At 41.0% G+C, this 14,792-nt stretch carries 16 protein-coding genes; 2 read left to right on the top strand and 14 right to left on the bottom strand.

Going from position 1 to position 14,792, the window contains the following annotated elements; all coding sequences use genetic code 11:
* Positions 1 to 136: 136 nt before the first annotated feature.
* Together RWZ99_RS00990 and RWZ99_RS00985 are read right to left on the bottom strand one after the other, a co-directional pair.
* Entirely contained in the window at positions 137 to 865 is a 729-nt protein-coding gene (locus RWZ99_RS00990) for an LPXTG cell wall anchor domain-containing protein (RefSeq protein WP_314675824.1), read from the bottom strand.
* 354 nt (positions 866 to 1,219) lie between these two features.
* Positions 1,220 to 2,551, bottom strand: a complete 1,332-nt coding sequence (locus RWZ99_RS00985) for a hemolysin family protein (protein ID WP_314675822.1) — start codon at positions 2,549 to 2,551, stop codon at positions 1,220 to 1,222.
* 110 nt (positions 2,552 to 2,661) lie between these two features.
* Between RWZ99_RS00985 and RWZ99_RS00980 the strand changes: the two genes are divergently transcribed.
* A complete protein-coding gene (locus tag RWZ99_RS00980; protein ID WP_314675821.1) occupies positions 2,662 to 3,444 on the top strand; it encodes an ABC transporter ATP-binding protein in 783 nt (260 codons plus the stop codon).
* A 98-nt stretch (positions 3,445 to 3,542) separates the two neighbouring features.
* Here RWZ99_RS00980 and RWZ99_RS00975 read toward each other — a convergent pair whose 3' ends face one another.
* Positions 3,543 to 4,703: a hypothetical protein gene (locus tag RWZ99_RS00975; protein WP_314675820.1), complete on the bottom strand. Its 1,161-nt coding sequence runs from the start codon at positions 4,701 to 4,703 to the stop codon at positions 3,543 to 3,545.
* A 257-nt stretch (positions 4,704 to 4,960) separates the two neighbouring features.
* Between RWZ99_RS00975 and RWZ99_RS00970 the strand changes: the two genes are divergently transcribed.
* On the top strand, positions 4,961 to 5,281 hold the full coding sequence (locus tag RWZ99_RS00970; RefSeq protein WP_314675819.1) for a LiaF transmembrane domain-containing protein: 321 nt from the start codon (positions 4,961 to 4,963) through the stop codon (positions 5,279 to 5,281).
* 49 nt (positions 5,282 to 5,330) lie between these two features.
* Here the strand turns inward: RWZ99_RS00970 and RWZ99_RS00965 are convergent, their stop codons facing one another.
* The 11 genes from RWZ99_RS00965 to RWZ99_RS00915 all read right to left on the bottom strand — a co-directional run bounded on the left by RWZ99_RS00965 (position 5,331) and on the right by RWZ99_RS00915 (position 14,407).
* Positions 5,331 to 7,397: a sodium:proton antiporter gene (locus RWZ99_RS00965; protein WP_314675818.1), complete on the bottom strand. Its 2,067-nt coding sequence runs from the start codon at positions 7,395 to 7,397 to the stop codon at positions 5,331 to 5,333.
* A gap of 8 nt (positions 7,398 to 7,405) precedes the next feature.
* Positions 7,406 to 7,648 (bottom strand): hypothetical protein, encoded by a 243-nt coding sequence (locus RWZ99_RS00960; protein WP_314675817.1) that lies wholly within the window; start codon positions 7,646 to 7,648, stop codon positions 7,406 to 7,408.
* Positions 7,645 to 8,193, bottom strand: coding sequence for a class I SAM-dependent methyltransferase (locus tag RWZ99_RS00955; protein ID WP_314675816.1), 549 nt, complete (start codon positions 8,191 to 8,193; stop codon positions 7,645 to 7,647). The genes RWZ99_RS00960 and RWZ99_RS00955 overlap by 4 nt, the downstream gene beginning before the upstream one ends.
* Complete coding sequence (locus RWZ99_RS00950) at positions 8,190 to 9,134, bottom strand: TIGR01212 family radical SAM protein (RefSeq protein WP_314675815.1); 945 nt, start codon at positions 9,132 to 9,134, stop codon at positions 8,190 to 8,192. Before RWZ99_RS00950 ends, RWZ99_RS00955 begins: the two co-directional genes overlap by 4 nt.
* Before the next feature lie 85 nt (positions 9,135 to 9,219).
* Positions 9,220 to 10,296 carry a SepM family pheromone-processing serine protease gene (locus RWZ99_RS00945; protein ID WP_314675814.1) on the bottom strand — a complete coding sequence of 359 codons (1,077 nt, stop codon included), beginning with the start codon at positions 10,294 to 10,296 and terminating at the stop codon, positions 9,220 to 9,222.
* The gene (gene coaD, locus RWZ99_RS00940) at positions 10,274 to 10,771 is read right to left on the bottom strand and encodes a pantetheine-phosphate adenylyltransferase (RefSeq protein WP_314675812.1); all 498 of its coding nucleotides are present in this window, start codon (positions 10,769 to 10,771) and stop codon (positions 10,274 to 10,276) included. The genes RWZ99_RS00945 and coaD overlap by 23 nt, the downstream gene beginning before the upstream one ends.
* 31 nt (positions 10,772 to 10,802) lie before the next feature.
* Positions 10,803 to 11,402, bottom strand: coding sequence for a 16S rRNA (guanine(966)-N(2))-methyltransferase RsmD (gene rsmD / locus RWZ99_RS00935; RefSeq protein ID WP_314675810.1), 600 nt, complete (start codon positions 11,400 to 11,402; stop codon positions 10,803 to 10,805).
* Positions 11,403 to 11,492: 90 nt separating this feature from the next.
* Positions 11,493 to 12,446, bottom strand: coding sequence for a thioredoxin-disulfide reductase (gene trxB, locus RWZ99_RS00930; protein ID WP_314675850.1), 954 nt, complete (start codon positions 12,444 to 12,446; stop codon positions 11,493 to 11,495).
* A 32-nt stretch (positions 12,447 to 12,478) separates the two neighbouring features.
* A complete protein-coding gene (locus RWZ99_RS00925; RefSeq protein ID WP_002884393.1) occupies positions 12,479 to 12,703 on the bottom strand; it encodes a DUF4059 family protein in 225 nt (74 codons plus the stop codon).
* A 214-nt stretch (positions 12,704 to 12,917) separates the two neighbouring features.
* The gene (locus RWZ99_RS00920; RefSeq protein WP_314675809.1) at positions 12,918 to 13,661 is read right to left on the bottom strand and encodes an amino acid ABC transporter ATP-binding protein; all 744 of its coding nucleotides are present in this window, start codon (positions 13,659 to 13,661) and stop codon (positions 12,918 to 12,920) included.
* A complete protein-coding gene (locus tag RWZ99_RS00915) occupies positions 13,661 to 14,407 on the bottom strand; it encodes an amino acid ABC transporter permease (protein WP_314675849.1) in 747 nt (248 codons plus the stop codon). The genes RWZ99_RS00920 and RWZ99_RS00915 overlap by 1 nt, the downstream gene beginning before the upstream one ends.
* Between the last annotated feature and the right edge of the window lie 385 nt (positions 14,408 to 14,792).

The following is a 14,792-nucleotide window of genomic DNA, read 5'->3' as shown; positions in this document are numbered from 1 at the left end:
TCAGAAACATGCTCCATATCTGCCTGATTTAAGGCAAAGGTTATACTATAATACATCTAAAATTACGATTTAACTATACTATACCAGAAGAAGAAAGAAAAAACTGGAAGAATCCAGTCTCTTATTATCTATACAATTAGGCACGTTTCTTGAATCCCAAAAAAGCAGCAAGAGCAAGGAAGAATGTTCCTGCAAGCGTCAAGATTACAGTTGATGCTTCACCAGTCTTAGGAAGAGTGACTTCTGTACCTTTAGCATCTTTACCAGTCAATGTACCGTCAGCGTTCACTTTGAATCCTGCTACTTCAGGAGCGACAAGACTTGTTGTGCCGTCAGTGTTAGCAACAACAAGTTGGCTATTTTGTGTAGAAACGATTGTTTGACCAGCTGCTGTGATAACTGGCGCTGCAGGTGTTACAGTAACAACAGGTTGACCATTAACATTGACTGAAGGAACTTCAGGTGATTGAGGTGTCTCACTTGTACTTGTATTTGTATCTGTATCAGTTTTCGGAGCTGATGCTTCTGGCTTATCCCCCGACTGCTCAGCTGGCTTCGCTGATGTATCAGTTGTTGGCGTTGGGACCTCAGGTGTTTCTGGTGTTGCTGGCTCAACTGGTACCTCAGGAACTGTAGGAGTTGTTGGCGTTGTTGCACCTGTGTTTGAATCATTGCTACGGGCTAAGTCACCATCACTTGGTGCAGTAGATGATCCTGTTGCCGAACGATCTGTTGTTGGTTGCGTAAGAACAGAATCATTTGTCGCAATGCCATCATCTGCAAAGGAAGTTACTGGTACAAAAGCTCCTAGGGTAAGGGTGAGTAAAAGCAAGCTACTATATAATATAGATTTTTTAGAAGCCATTAAGTTTCTCCTTTTTTTCATTTATCAGTTAATTTATATTCTACCATAAAAAAGTAATATAGAAGCATTCTAATCAAAATCTTATTTATTTTTATTCTGAGTCTATCATAATGTCAAAATGTGTTTAAATCACACCAAAAAGCAAGGCCATAAGTCAATAACAACTAGATGTTTTATTGGAATAAAAAAGCATAGTTTAGCGATTTCCATCCGCTTTCTAATCTAATTATGCCGATTAAAAACACTTCTCAATTAGATAAGAAAAAGCGCTTTCTCTCAAAATGAAAGAAGGCGCTCGATTATTATTATCTTACTTTTTAGCTCTAGTATTTTCTATTCTAAAACTGGTAGATTCTATTCTTCAGCTTCTTCTGGAGCGGCTGTGATGATTACCTTAAGTTTGGTTACGCGACCATCCTTAACCTTATCATTAATAAATTCAAGATGTTTATCCTTGTTGATAACTTCATAATGTTCCTTGACTTCTTGAGTGGGAATTGCTCCTACACCAGTCAAATAATAGCCTGCTATAGTATCAACATCATCACTCTCAAGCTCTGTGTCAAAATGCTCATTGAAGTCATTAAGAGTCATAGCTCCCTCAACAATATAGGTATTCTCTCCTATTTCACGAACTTCCACACTGGCTTTATCTGTTTCGTCATCAATTTCACCGACGATTTCTTCTAAAAGATCCTCAAAGGTAACAAGACCAGCCATACCTCCATACTCGTCAAGCAAGATAGCCATCTGATTATTGGTATTACGAAAAGCTGCCAAGAGGTCATCTACGAAGATAGTTTCTGGAACAAAGAGCGGCTCATTCATGATTCTACGAAGCTTAATATTATCAAAACCAAGTTCAAAACCTGCTTTAAGAAGGTTTTTGGTATGAATCACACCGATAATCTTATCCTTGTCATCTTCGTAAACGGGTATACGAGAGTAACTCTCCTTAAGAATAGCTTGGATATTCTCTTGAATATTGTCTTCGATATCAATCATAAAAGCATCGGTACGAGGGACCATAACCTCACGTGCCATCAATTCATCAAGAGAGAAAATCCCCTGGAGCATTTCAATTTCTTCAGCCTCAAGTGTATCTTCACTCTTGGTCAACATGTACTCAATCTCATCACGTGTCATCTGCTCATCCGCATCATCAAAGGTCATAGGTGTCAAACGAGACAAAAGGTTTGTCGATGCTGAAAGAATCCAAACAAAGGGACTAACAATCTTACCAGTTACAATAATGACAGGTGCTGAGTAGATGGCTAGATTTTCCTTTAGGTTCATGGCAATACGCTTAGGATAAAGTTCACCAAAAACGATAGAAATGTAAGTCAAGACCACCAAAGATACCACGCTACCTGCTGTTTTAGCCCAGGCTACGTGACCAAACCAGGTCGCTATAACTGCTCCTAGCGAAGCAGAGAGACTGGCCCCTTGCAAAAGACTGATAAAAGTAATACCAACCTGAATAGTTGATAAGAAGTTATTGGGGTTTTCAAGAACCTTGAGCAGGCGAATAAATTTCTTGTCGCCTTCTTCAGCCTTTTGTTCCACACGTGAACGGTTTAGTGATACTAAAGCCATCTCAGACGCTGAGAAAAAGGCCGTAAGCAAGGTTAAAATTAGTAATAAAATAAATTGAAATAATAAGGACTGACCACTAGAGTCTTCCATTTTTTTCTTCTCCTCTAAAAAAATTCTGACTTCCATTATATCACATTTTTCCAATATAGGTTCCTATTTTATGCTATAATTAGAGTAATTTATCATCGAAGGAGAGACTTATGTCACTTATACGCTTAGAAAATGTCAGCTTGGCTCGCCAAGGAAAAACACTCTTGTCCGATCTTAACTGGACAGTTGACAAAGGCCAGACCTGGGCTATCCTTGGACTTAATGGTGCAGGAAAATCAACACTTCTACGCTTATTGACAGCTGAGTTCTTTCCTTCCGAAGGTCATGCCGAAATACTTGGCTACGCCTTTGGTAACGGAGACATTACGGGTCTTCGCAAACATATTGGTATTGTCAGTTCCTTCATCACTGAGCGTCTGCCTAAGCATATGACTGCTGAAAAAATCGTCCTTACTGGGAAATACAAGAGCTCAATCCTCTACAAGGCATATGGAGATAAGGAGTTGCAAGAAGCCAAGGACATGCTGACCTCACTTGGTGCTGGGGAGTTGATAGGTCGTAAATACCATGGTCTCTCTCAAGGAGAAAAACAAATTTGTTTGATTGCTCGCAGTCTCATGGAAGATCCTGACATCATTATCCTTGACGAAGCGACTGTTGGTTTGGACCTATTCGCCCGTGAAAAACTCTTGCGTCAAATTGATCGTATCACCTCGCTTCCTCATGCTCCACTGGTTCTTTACGTCACTCACCACGCTGAGGAAATCACTGAAAACATGGACCATATTCTCCTACTCCGTCAAGGAAAAATCGTAGCGCAAGGACCCAAAAATGATGTCATCACACCAGAAGTTTTAGCTGACTTCTACCAAAATCCTGTTCAAATTATTCCAATTGACGACCATCGTTTTTACATTAACCCACTTTTATAGAGACCAGTCATAATATAGCTTGATTTAAGGCTAATTTTAAACAACATCAAAGAAACAAGTCCCTCAGACCATAGGCTGGGGGACTTGTTGTTTTATCACTACTCCTCTTTTATTTGAGATACGCCATACAAAATTAAAGCTGGAACGATAAGCTGTTCTATAGACGTTCTTGAACACATGAATAGTGCAGCGACTATATATAGACGAGTCTTGGAAGCGATTCTTATAGCATTTGGAAGCATTATAGTAGGAATAATAATTAAAGGTGTCATGATAATGAATTGTATAAACCAACCAACACCTGCTAAGGGATTAAATTCATCTATAGGAGTGTAAATGACATAAGTTAAATTAACAACTAAATCCCTAAGCGATAAAATAAAAGCAGTCCAAAGCCAAGGAGAATGAAGACTGTAAGGATTGACTTGTCTTTGGCTCTCCGAATAATCATAAATCTGTCGCTTTTCAATTACTGATTTTGTTCTTTTCTCCACAAGTAGGTCATCCTCACTCACCTCAAAGCCATACTTCTTCTGCCATTTTTCAACTAGTTTTGATGTGTTGCCATTTACACGATAGACAAGATAGAATGACACTACTAGAAGAAAAAGAGAGACATCAGTAATGATATGGTCAACCAAGAAACCATAAACCAATTCAAGTAAACTAATGACGATGAGAAGTATTGAAGAGATTTTTAATTTCTTTTGAGTTTTTTCAGTCATCAAGTTAAGGAATAAGAAGATACTCGCACACTCTAGTATTGGATACATTATGTAAATAAGACTACTTAAATCTTTTAAATCAATATCTATATAGTGTGTGCCCCAGGCCACAGCAGCCATTCCTAGGCCAAGGAGAGGAAGGGAGGACTGCCAAGCTGACTGGCTTTTAAGGGAGGCTAAGAGAGTTGGAAGCTCTACCTTCTTAATCATAATGACAAGCCAAGCTAAACAAATAACAGTTAAAACTGGTGAAACCAACCATGGCTTAAAAATAGTAGCCGGTATTAAGAAATAGGTAACTAGCTGACAAATATGGAAGGCAAGCACAGCCAAGATGCCCTCGGCTTTCCGCTTATCCTTCAGAAGCCTAAAAATAAACCATACTAAAAAGATTTGCTGTGGAAGCTGAGAACTTAGCAAGGATACAGAATCGGGTATTTCGTATCCAAAATGCAAACCATAAAACCAAAGCATAGACAGAGTCAACAATACTTCAAAAAAGATAAGTATATAAAACCGAGTTTTTCTAGACATATGACCATCCTCTACTTTCATTCAAGATTAAAGAGATCACCCTCCTTCAGTACTATTATACTCTTTTTTTGTAAGTGGTTTCACTGCGTGGTGAAATTTTTTGACTTTTACTGATTCAGTCAAAACAGTCCTTTTTGACCGAATAGATTCTAGAATTTACCACATAGACATATGATATTGTTCGAGGGCTCCCCTTTTGATAAATTAGTAGGTGTTAAAGCAAAGTAACTTTCGGATATAGAAAACGAGGTAGAAACATGACTAAAGTAATAGGTTTTGGTTTAATCGGTGCAGCAGTAACAGTTATCATTTATAGTATTCTCGGCTTCCCCAAAATTGAGATGTCCCTTTGGCCACTCTTTCCACTTGCCTTATTTATTTTCTTTACAATTGAGAATCTAATGAAAAAAGATTATAAATCTAGCCTCATTAGTGCCTTGATTGGACTGATGATTGCTAATGCAATCTATGACCTGCTCCCTATTCCAACTGAAACTCTGATTGTTGCCGCTATCCTAGTAGGCCTAGGATTGGACTTTCTCTTGCCAAACCACGATAATGAGAAAAACAAACATTAAAAGAAGCCAAATTGATAACTTGGCTTCTTTTTCTACTCTAAATGCTTTCTTAGGCTCCTCTTCGGGCCAGATTAATCATATCATAGGTCAAAGTATTGCTTGTTTCTTTGAGAGAATAGTCTTCCAAAGTATTGACTTCCTTACGAAGCTGTTTGGCATAACGACTAGAAATAAGCTCAGCCTGTTCATATTCGTTGATAACCTTACGTTCCAAATAATAGCCTCGCAACATTTCGTCAACATTGTCTGGATTTAAGTGGGTGATAACCCGCTCAACAAAGGCTCCTGATTGAATAATTTCAGCCTCTTGAAGTCGACTGCGTTTCAAATAAGATAAAAGATCTGAATGATAGACACCTTCTAGATTACTCAAGGCTTCCAAGACCTGCTCAGTATTTGTTAAATAAAGCTCAGTCATATGGTCACGATTTTCCTCCGTCAATCGAGGACCTCGCCTATTCTCCTCTTGTTCAATTCGAAACTTGAAGGTAAGAGCTAAGTGCAAAATTCTACGAAGACCACGAACAAAGACAGCAAAGACATAAGTGAGACTAGAAACAAAACCACGGTTGATACGGCGCTCCAAGCCTTTGATATAACGCTGGTAGAGATTGTATTCGAGTTCTGAAATCTTCCCCTTCTTGTAGGCATATTCCAAACCCTCACTCTCGATTTCCATAATCATGACGCGGATATTAGCTAACTCTTCCTTGACATCATTTGATTCTTGCTCCAAGATTAAATCTTCCAAACGTTGGTTATAGTTGTCAATAGTAGCATAAACAGCTCCTTGATTTGCAGACTGCTTTAGGTCATTGTCTAGCTCTCTTACCACATCATTGAGAATAGCAATCTGCATATAATGGTTGGTCGTATGCGCTGGTCCAGTGGCTAACTTAGGTAGAATTAAAATACCTGTTAAGAAGCTCAATAGTGTGACACCCGCTACCGTAAAGAGCAAGAGACTATGTTCTAGTGCAGTCATATTGGCAATCGGAAGCAAAAGGATTGTTGCAATCGAAACCGTTCCTTTTACCCCAGAAAACGTCAAAAGAGTAGCACTCTTCCAGATTTTTTTCAGTGACCGTTTGGTCCGCCAAGCTCTTTGGGCAAACACTGCACTAATCATGACAAAACGAATTCCAAACATGGTCGCTGTTAACAGGACGATGTCAAGAAGCATCCAGAACTCATCGTAAGTGCTGCTAGACAGTACTGGCATTGCTAGGGTTGGCAGTTCTGTCCCCAGAAGGAAAAAAACCATACCATTAAGCATGAAGGTAATGGTTCCCCAAATCGTATGGGAAACACTATCCAGTTTGGCATCAAATACAGTGATTTTTTTGAAACGGCTAGCAAGCGAAATCCCTGCTACGACAACAGCAATGATTCCAGAGGCATGAATTTCCTCAGCTACAAAGTAAGAGGCAATCGGTAGTACTAACTCTAGTAAGAGTGCTCCTGTGACATCTGCTGCATCCATATTATCTAAAATGGTCAAAAAGAGACGATTAAATAGGGCTGTAGTCAAGCCAACCAAAAAACCACCAATAACAGAGATAACCAAATTCCAGCTCGCACCCAGGAGGGAGAAGGCTCCTGTTGTCAAAGCAGTCACTGCCACCTGAAAGGCGACCAAGCCAGAGGCATCATTTAGCAACCCCTCTCCCTGCAGAATATAGCTAATCCACTTTGGAAAACTGAAGCGTTTGGAAATAGCGGAATAGGCAACCAAATCCGTTGGACCAAGAGCGGCACCGATGGCAAGACAAGCAGACAAGGGCACCGAAGCAGGCAAGACAGCCTTAGTAAGATAGCCGATTCCCAGCGTAGACACGAAGATGACTGGAAAAATCAAAAACAGAATGAGTTTCCAGTTACGTAGAATACTAGTAATGTCACTCTCTTCGCCTTCACGAAAAAGCAAGGGAGCAATAATAAAGGCTAGAAAAAGTTCCGTTTCAAATTCAAAAACTCCCCCCTTAAAAAGAAAACCAATACCCACTCCAAAAATAATTTGAATCAAAGGTAGGGGAAGACGTGGAAAGATACGGTTGATAACGTTCGATAATATTAAGCTAAAAAAAAGAACCAGCAAAGCTAATGATAAATGCATAGCTCCTCCTAACCTTCCTTATGACAACAGTTAGAAAATAGTTCTTTTTGCTTGCGAATTTTTTTATCAATGGCCGTCACGTCTTCCTTGGCTAAAAGTTTATGGCAACGTTCGACCTCAAGACTGGCTAGTTTCTTCTTAATTTTCGCCGTTTTACGATTGTCAACCTTTTTCAAGGTGTCTTCAGCACTCTGCTTGTCTATATATTTGGCCTGCATATCTGCAAGCTTTTCTTTAATATCTGTAATCATTGTAATTTCTCCAACATCACCAAAAATGGCGGGGTATTAATTTGATTGAGAGGTTGATAAAGCATGGCTGTAAAAGCACGCTGGTCTAAACCAATCACATACTCAAGAACAGCATCCTTTTCCATATCACCACCATCATGACCATAGTAAATCATAATAGCTAGGCGACCACCCACCTCTAAGCGGTCAAGAATCTTGTCAATAGCCTCAAGAGTCGTGTGAGGTTTGGTGATGACACTCTTATCTGCAGATGGTAGATAGCCTAGATTGAAAATAGCTGCTCGAATAGGCTCCGTAACATAACGGTCCAGATTTTCATGACCATCTAAAATAATTTCCGCATTTTCAATGCCCAAGTCTGACAAGCGTTGACTGGTCTTTTCAAGCGCCTGCTCTTGCACGTCAAAGGCATAGACCTTCTTAGCAAGGCCAGCCAGAAAGGCGGTGTCATTGCCATTTCCCATAGTCGCATCAACAGCTGTACTCTCATCATCCAGCACTTCTGCTAGAAAGTCATGAGACAGATGAATGGGACGCTTAATCATGCTTTTTCCTCCTTCTTGCTAACTACTTTACATCCTTGCCATGAGTCACGACGTTCCATCTCTTTGTCAATGGCATTAAGGACTTCCCACTTGTTGAGACTCCACATAGGCCCAATCAACATATCTCGCGGTGCATCACCAGTAATCCGATGAATGACGATATCCTTAGGGATGATTTCCAACTGGTCACAGATGATGGACACATACTCTTCCTGACTCAGCAATTTAAGACGCCCCTCGTGGTAGTCTCTCTGCATACGGGTATTGGTCATCAAGTGGAGCAAATGGAGCTTAATTCCTTGAATGTCATTATCAGTCACACAACGGCGGACATTCTCCACCATCATCTCGTGAGTTTCTCCTGGCAAGCCATTAATCAGGTGCGATACAATTTCAGCCTTGGGCGCACGCTCACGCACACGCTTAACCGTCTCTACATAGAGTTCATAGCTGTGTGCTCGGTTAATGAGCTCTGACGTTTCTTCATAAGTCGTCTGCAAGCCAAGTTCAACCGTTACATGCATTCGTTCGGTGAGTTCTGCCAGATAATCAATCACATCGTCTGGCAAACAGTCTGGTCGAGTACCGATATTGATCCCAACAACACCAGGCTCATTGATAGCCTGTTCGTAGCGGTCCTTGATAACCTCAAGCGGTGCGTGGGTATTCGTAAAGTTTTGAAAATAAACCAGATATTTTTGAACTTCTGGCCACTTGCGGTGCATAAAGTCAATCTCATGGTAAAACTGCTCACGAATCGGTGCCTCAGGAGCTACAATAGCGTCCCCAGACCCCGATACCGTACAAAAGGTACAGCCACCGTGAGCCACTGTTCCATCACGGTTGGGACAATCAAAACCAGCATCTATAGGAAGTTTGAAAATTTTTTCGCCAAAAAGCTCACGATAGTAATCATTGACTGTTCTATAACGTTTTTTCATAAGGACTATTATAACACTTTGACCTAAAAAAGAGGGTAAGACAGAGACAAAAATCATGGATTTCTGTCTGTCCTACTCCCTCTTCTTATTTAGTCTTTTTCAAATAATCAATGGCTTCCTGAGCTGTTTTAACAGGAACGATTTTCATCTTGGTTCCCAGTTTCTTGGCAGCTTCCTTGGCCTCTTGATAATTAGTCTTGGCATCCGGATCAGCCTTTTTCATTTCCTTCGTTACTGGATTATTTGGTACGAAGAAAATGTCTGCGCCACTATCAGCCGCTGATTTCACCTTAAGGTAGGCACCACCGATATCACCGACAGAGCCATCTTTTTCAATAGTTCCTGTGCCAGCAATCTTGCGGCCAGCCTTGAGATCTTGATCAGACACCTGATCGTAAATAGCCAAGGTAAACATAAGACCAGCACTTGGTCCACCGACACCATCAAGTTTAAACTTAACATTCTCAGGACTCTTGACCTCGGTATGGTCCGTTAGGCCGATACCAATACCATTTTTGCCATTAGCAATCTTAATAATCTTACCAGTAGCAGTCTTTTCTTTGTCATCTGCCGTATAAGTGACCTTGACCTTTGAACCCAGCTTAAGTCCCTGAACGTATTTAATCAAATCAGCCGAATTATCAAAGGTCTTGCCATTAACTGCCGTCACCGTATCAGCGATATTGAGGACGCCCTTGAAGCTAGAATCATCAGCAACCTGAAGCACATAGACGCCCATATACTCCAAACTAGCCTCTTTACCAGCCAGAGTCAAACCCTGATAAATCGCTTGGTTTTGAGAAGTCTCCATGTAAAATTGGTTGATTCGCATGAAATCTTCATCAGAGTAATTTCCGGTTGCCTCTTCAGCCGTTTGAAGCTTTGCAAAATCATTAAACTGAGCATAGAGCATCAAGGCCAAAGTCGCCTTGGTTTGAGCCACCGCCACAAAATTATAGGATCCCTTAGAATCATCAGCTTTCTTATCTACAGTCAAGACTTCCTTGGTATCAAAAGCACCACCCGGAAGCTCCACATAGTAACTATTGAGCGGGAAAAAGAGGGCAAAAAGGAGGAAAAGTACCGTAAAAATACCTAAGAGCCACCACTTAATCTGCCACAATTTTCCTAATAGCGATTTAGATTTTGTCTTGTTTGCCACGCTTGGCCTCCACTTCTTTAACAACTGCTTGCGGAACATAAGAGCTAATGTCCCCCTCAAAATAAATCAACTCACGTACACGACTCGAAGAGACTGGTGTCACTTCATGACTAGCAATCAAATAAACCGTTTCTAATTCAGGCGCCAAACCTTTATTGAAATAGTCCATATTAGCCTCATAGTCAAAATCTGTCGCATTGCGAAGGCCTCGAACCAGATAAGTCACACCAAGGTCTCTGGCGACATCTACAGCCAGACTATCGTGAGCCGTTATGACCTTGGCATTGGGAAAATCTGTCACAACCTCATCCAAAATACGCTTGCGAGTCGCAACATCCCAGAAGCCCTGCTTGTTTTTATTATAAAAAAGACCAATATAAAGCTCATCAAAGAGCTTGCTGGCTCTGGTAATAATATCCATATGCCCATTTGTAATCGGATCAAAAGACCCCGTAAACATAGCAATCTTGGTCATCGCATTTCCTTTCTACACCTTTTACAGGTACCTAGCGCACATAAACGGTCACCTTACTGATACCATAGGTTTTCTGCTTCCAAATCCCAAAGTTTGAAATTTCTTCAGGCAAGTCCACAGCCTTATCTGTCTCACAAACCAACATCACCTCTTCAGCCAAGAGCCCTTGCTCCTCTAACTGAGTAATATTGGCCACAATCTGCTCTTTGGCATAAGGCGGATCTAAAAGCACCAAATCAAACTGTCCTGTCAATTGTGTCAAGGCACGCGCCGCATCCATCTTCAAAAGCTGGAACTGCTTCTCACTCTTAGTCATCTTGATATTTTCCTGAATAACAGCCTGTGCTCGACGATCCTTTTCCACGAGGACAGCAGACGACATGCCACGACTAATGGCCTCAATGGCCAAACTACCACTCCCAGAAAAAAGATCCAAAACACGTCCTCCATCAAAGAAAGGACCAATCATATTGAAAATGGCACCTTTGACCTTGTCCGTTGTTGGACGAGTCGTTTTGCCTTCTAACGTTTTAAGCGGACGCCCGCCAAAATCACCTGCTACAACACGCAAGTCGATCACCTCGTTTTTACTGATTTTTAGTAAGACTTTTCTATTATAACAAAAAATCACACATAGATGTTGACTCAAAGGAATCTAGACAAACTAAAGACCATCACACAAACACAAAAAACTCGAGATTTTCCCGAGTTTCCATGCATGTTATTTATCACCAAGTGCAGTCACGTAGTTGTAAGCCTCGATACCGGCTGTGGCACCATCCCCTACGGCTGTTGTAATTTGGCGAAGGTCTTTCTGGCGCACATCACCAATGGCAAAGATACCTGGAATACTTGTCGCCATCTTATCATCTGTAATTACCCAACCATCTTGGTCAGTGATGTCGAGGCCTGTCAAATAATCTGAAACTGGATCAAGTCCAACATAAACAAAGACACCGCCAAATTCGTGGTTAGTCACCTCACCAGTTTTGACATTCTTGATATCAACACTGCGAACCTTGATGTCATCACCCTTGATTTCTTCAACGACTGAATCCCAGATAAACTTGACCTTTTCATTGGCGAAGGCTCGGTCTTGAAGGACCTTTTGGGCACGCAATTCGTCACGACGGTGAACAATGGTCACGCTATTGGCAAAGCGTGTCAAATAAATTCCCTCTTCAACAGCAGAATCTCCACCGCCAACAACCAAGAGGTCTTGATTGCGGAAGAAGGCACCATCACACACCGCACAATAAGAAACACCACGGCTATTGTACTCTTCTTCACCAGCAACACCAATGTGACGATGTTTGGCACCAGTCGCAATGATAACTGTCTTGGTTTGGTACTCCTCGTCACCAGTTTTGACAACTTTATAATCACCCTTGTCTTCGATACCAGACACGATACCATAAAGATTTTCAACACCTAATTTTTCCAAGGGCTCAAACATCTTCATTGACAATTCTGGACCAGAAATACTTTCAAAACCAGGGTAATTTTCAATATCAGATGTGTTATTCATCTGTCCACCAGGAGCACCTTGCTCCAAAGTTGCTACTTTAAGGTTGGCACGAGCTGCATAAAGTGCTGCAGTCATCCCCGCAGGACCAGCTCCAATAACAATTGTATCGTACATGAGTAACTCCTTATATGATTTTCTTGTAGAGATATCTTACACCTAATGTGCCAACAAAGCTAGAATTATGCATTCAGTACGATAAGAATCGCCATAAAAGCAAATGCCAAAACTGGAATCGAAACCATTGACATCATAATCGCATCATAGAGGGCACCTTGACGCTCCTTAACGGTTTTGTCTGCACGACGTAGAGCACGCCATCCAAGCCAAATGGCACCAATCACCAAGCAAACAAAGAAAGCAATCACAAGGCCTAAGAGATAAAATTTAAAAATATTTAATAACATAAATCATCCTAAAGTGAAAAATAGAAAAGGCTGAGATAACATTCTCCAACCTCTGAATCCGAATAGTAATAACTGCGCGGTGTAGTATCTGATTGGACTCCTTAGTCGCCTTTGAAGTATTCAAAAGTTCCTAATCATCCTCATGGGACTTTGACTATGAACTAGAAATATAGTCCTATCCCATCACCTTTTCTATTGTAACAAAAATCCCATCTTAAAGATATTGTTTTGAATAAGAAGCGAAAAATTCTTTTGTTCGCTCTTCTTTTGGATGGTTAAAGATTTCATCAGGTGTTCCTTGTTCAAGGATATGACCTTTTTCAAGGAAAAGCACCTTGTCAGCCACTTGATAAACAAAGTTCATGTCGTGACTAACCAAAATCATGGTTTGACCTGACTTAGCCGCGTCTGCGATTGATTTTTCAACCTCACCAACCAACTCAGGGTCAAGAGCAGATGTTGGTTCATCGAGCAAGAGCACATCAGGCTTCATAGCAAGAGCACGAGCCAAGGCCACACGTTGCTTTTGACCACCTGACAAATGACGTGGGAAGTGATTTTCACGATTTGAAAGCCCAACCTTAGCGAGCTCTTCTTTCGCAATCTTGGTAGCTTCTTCGTCAGAAAGTTTCTTAACAATCTTAAGACCTTCCTTAACATTATCCAAGGCTGTACGACGCTCAAAAAGGTTAAACTGTTGGAATACCATAGCCAACTTACGACGAAGGGTAAGGATTTGCTCCTTGGTAATTGTTTCGAAATCCACCTTGAAATCGTCAATGGTAATGGTACCAGAATCAGGCTGTTCCAAATAGTTCAAGCTACGAAGGATAGTTGACTTACCTGCACCAGAAGCACCGACAAGAGCCACAACTTCACCTTTTTCAATGTCAATATCAATGCCATCGAGAACCTTTTGTCCTGAAAATTCCTTGATCAAATTTTTGATGCTAATCATTAGCGGTCACCTCCAATGCCAGAAATGTCAGTCGCTTCAGGAGCCTTAATGGCCATATGATTTTCAACTGAACGACCAATGTTCTCAATCAAGATTGAAATTAGCCAGTATACAAGAGCTACTGAGATAAAACGTTCAAAGTAACGATAGTCGGCACCACCTAGGATTTGAGCCTGTGCATACATTTCGACGATACCAGCACTGAAGGCAAGTGATGTTCCCTTAGTCAAACCAATTAAACTGTTAATCAAACTTGGTGTCGCAATAACAGCCGCATTTGGAATAATGACACGACGGTAAACCTGTGCTGATGTCATCCCAAGTGACCGGGCAGCTTCAATTTCCCCAGCATCAACAGCCTGAATTGCCGCACGAATAGTTTCACTCATGTAAGCCGCTTCGTTAAAGGCAAAGGCAGTAATGGCGAAGATAGCTGGTGGAACATCATTAATATTCCAATCTAAGCCGAACTCCCCATTCAAGTAACGAAGAAAGAGTGGAATACCATAGTAGGTCAACATGAGTTGTACAAGAATTGGTGTCCCGCGCAAGAAACTCACAAAAATAGCTTGAATCGGATAAAGGATACGTACTCGATTGATCTTAACAACCGCAAAAACAAGGGCCAAAATCAAACCGAAGAAGGCACCTGCAATGGTCAAGCCCAAGGTTACAGGCAAGCGTTCCACAATCTGAGGAACTGCGTCGAAGACAGCCTTCCATGAGAATAACTTACCAGCTGGCATCCAAGATGAGATTGCTTTGAAGACAATTGTAACCAATTGCAAAACATAGCCCCAGAGAATCTCCACTAACCAAGACAAAGGAATGGCTAAAGCAACGGCAACTACCAAACCAACCAGACCAATAATAACTTGGAGATACCAAGGTGACCGATTAAATGCTTCTATACTCTTTTTCACAATGTCGCCCTTTCTTTCTAAAAAAGTAGGTTAGCCAAGCGCTAACCATCTTTATTTCTTATATAAATTCTATAGTATTCATTTTAGCACGACTCGGAAAGTCTGTGAAATAGTCTTTTCTTATCATAGTGATAAGGAAATCATATCACTGATAATTCTGCCTTATCAGGACCAAAAAAGATTTGAACTAATTTCTTATATTACGAAT

Source organism: uncultured Streptococcus sp., from assembly GCF_963545685.1.
Classification (GTDB): Bacteria; Bacillota; Bacilli; order Lactobacillales; family Streptococcaceae; genus Streptococcus.
Note: the sequence above shows the minus strand (reverse complement) of the source record. Positions and strands in the feature narration are given on the sequence as shown.

Excerpts from the sequence above, each read along its gene's own strand:
- RWZ99_RS00990 (WP_314675824.1), bottom strand. The coding sequence starts at position 865 with ATGGCTTCTAAAAAATCTATATTATATAGTAGCTTGCTTTTACTCACC.
- RWZ99_RS00985 (WP_314675822.1), bottom strand. The coding sequence starts at position 2,551 with ATGGAAGACTCTAGTGGTCAGTCCTTATTATTTCAATTTATTTTATTA.
- RWZ99_RS00980 (WP_314675821.1), top strand. The coding sequence starts at position 2,662 with ATGTCACTTATACGCTTAGAAAATGTCAGCTTGGCTCGCCAAGGAAAA.
- RWZ99_RS00975 (WP_314675820.1), bottom strand. The coding sequence starts at position 4,703 with ATGTCTAGAAAAACTCGGTTTTATATACTTATCTTTTTTGAAGTATTG.
- RWZ99_RS00970 (WP_314675819.1), top strand. The coding sequence starts at position 4,961 with ATGACTAAAGTAATAGGTTTTGGTTTAATCGGTGCAGCAGTAACAGTT.
- RWZ99_RS00965 (WP_314675818.1), bottom strand. The coding sequence starts at position 7,397 with ATGCATTTATCATTAGCTTTGCTGGTTCTTTTTTTTAGCTTAATATTA.
- RWZ99_RS00960 (WP_314675817.1), bottom strand. The coding sequence starts at position 7,648 with ATGATTACAGATATTAAAGAAAAGCTTGCAGATATGCAGGCCAAATAT.
- RWZ99_RS00955 (WP_314675816.1), bottom strand. The coding sequence starts at position 8,193 with ATGATTAAGCGTCCCATTCATCTGTCTCATGACTTTCTAGCAGAAGTG.
- RWZ99_RS00950 (WP_314675815.1), bottom strand. The coding sequence starts at position 9,134 with ATGAAAAAACGTTATAGAACAGTCAATGATTACTATCGTGAGCTTTTT.
- coaD (WP_314675812.1), bottom strand. The coding sequence starts at position 10,771 with ATGACCAAGATTGCTATGTTTACGGGGTCTTTTGATCCGATTACAAAT.
- RWZ99_RS00925 (WP_002884393.1), bottom strand. The coding sequence starts at position 12,703 with ATGTTATTAAATATTTTTAAATTTTATCTCTTAGGCCTTGTGATTGCT.
- RWZ99_RS00920 (WP_314675809.1), bottom strand. The coding sequence starts at position 13,661 with ATGATTAGCATCAAAAATTTGATCAAGGAATTTTCAGGACAAAAGGTT.
- RWZ99_RS00915 (WP_314675849.1), bottom strand. The coding sequence starts at position 14,407 with ATGCCAGCTGGTAAGTTATTCTCATGGAAGGCTGTCTTCGACGCAGTT.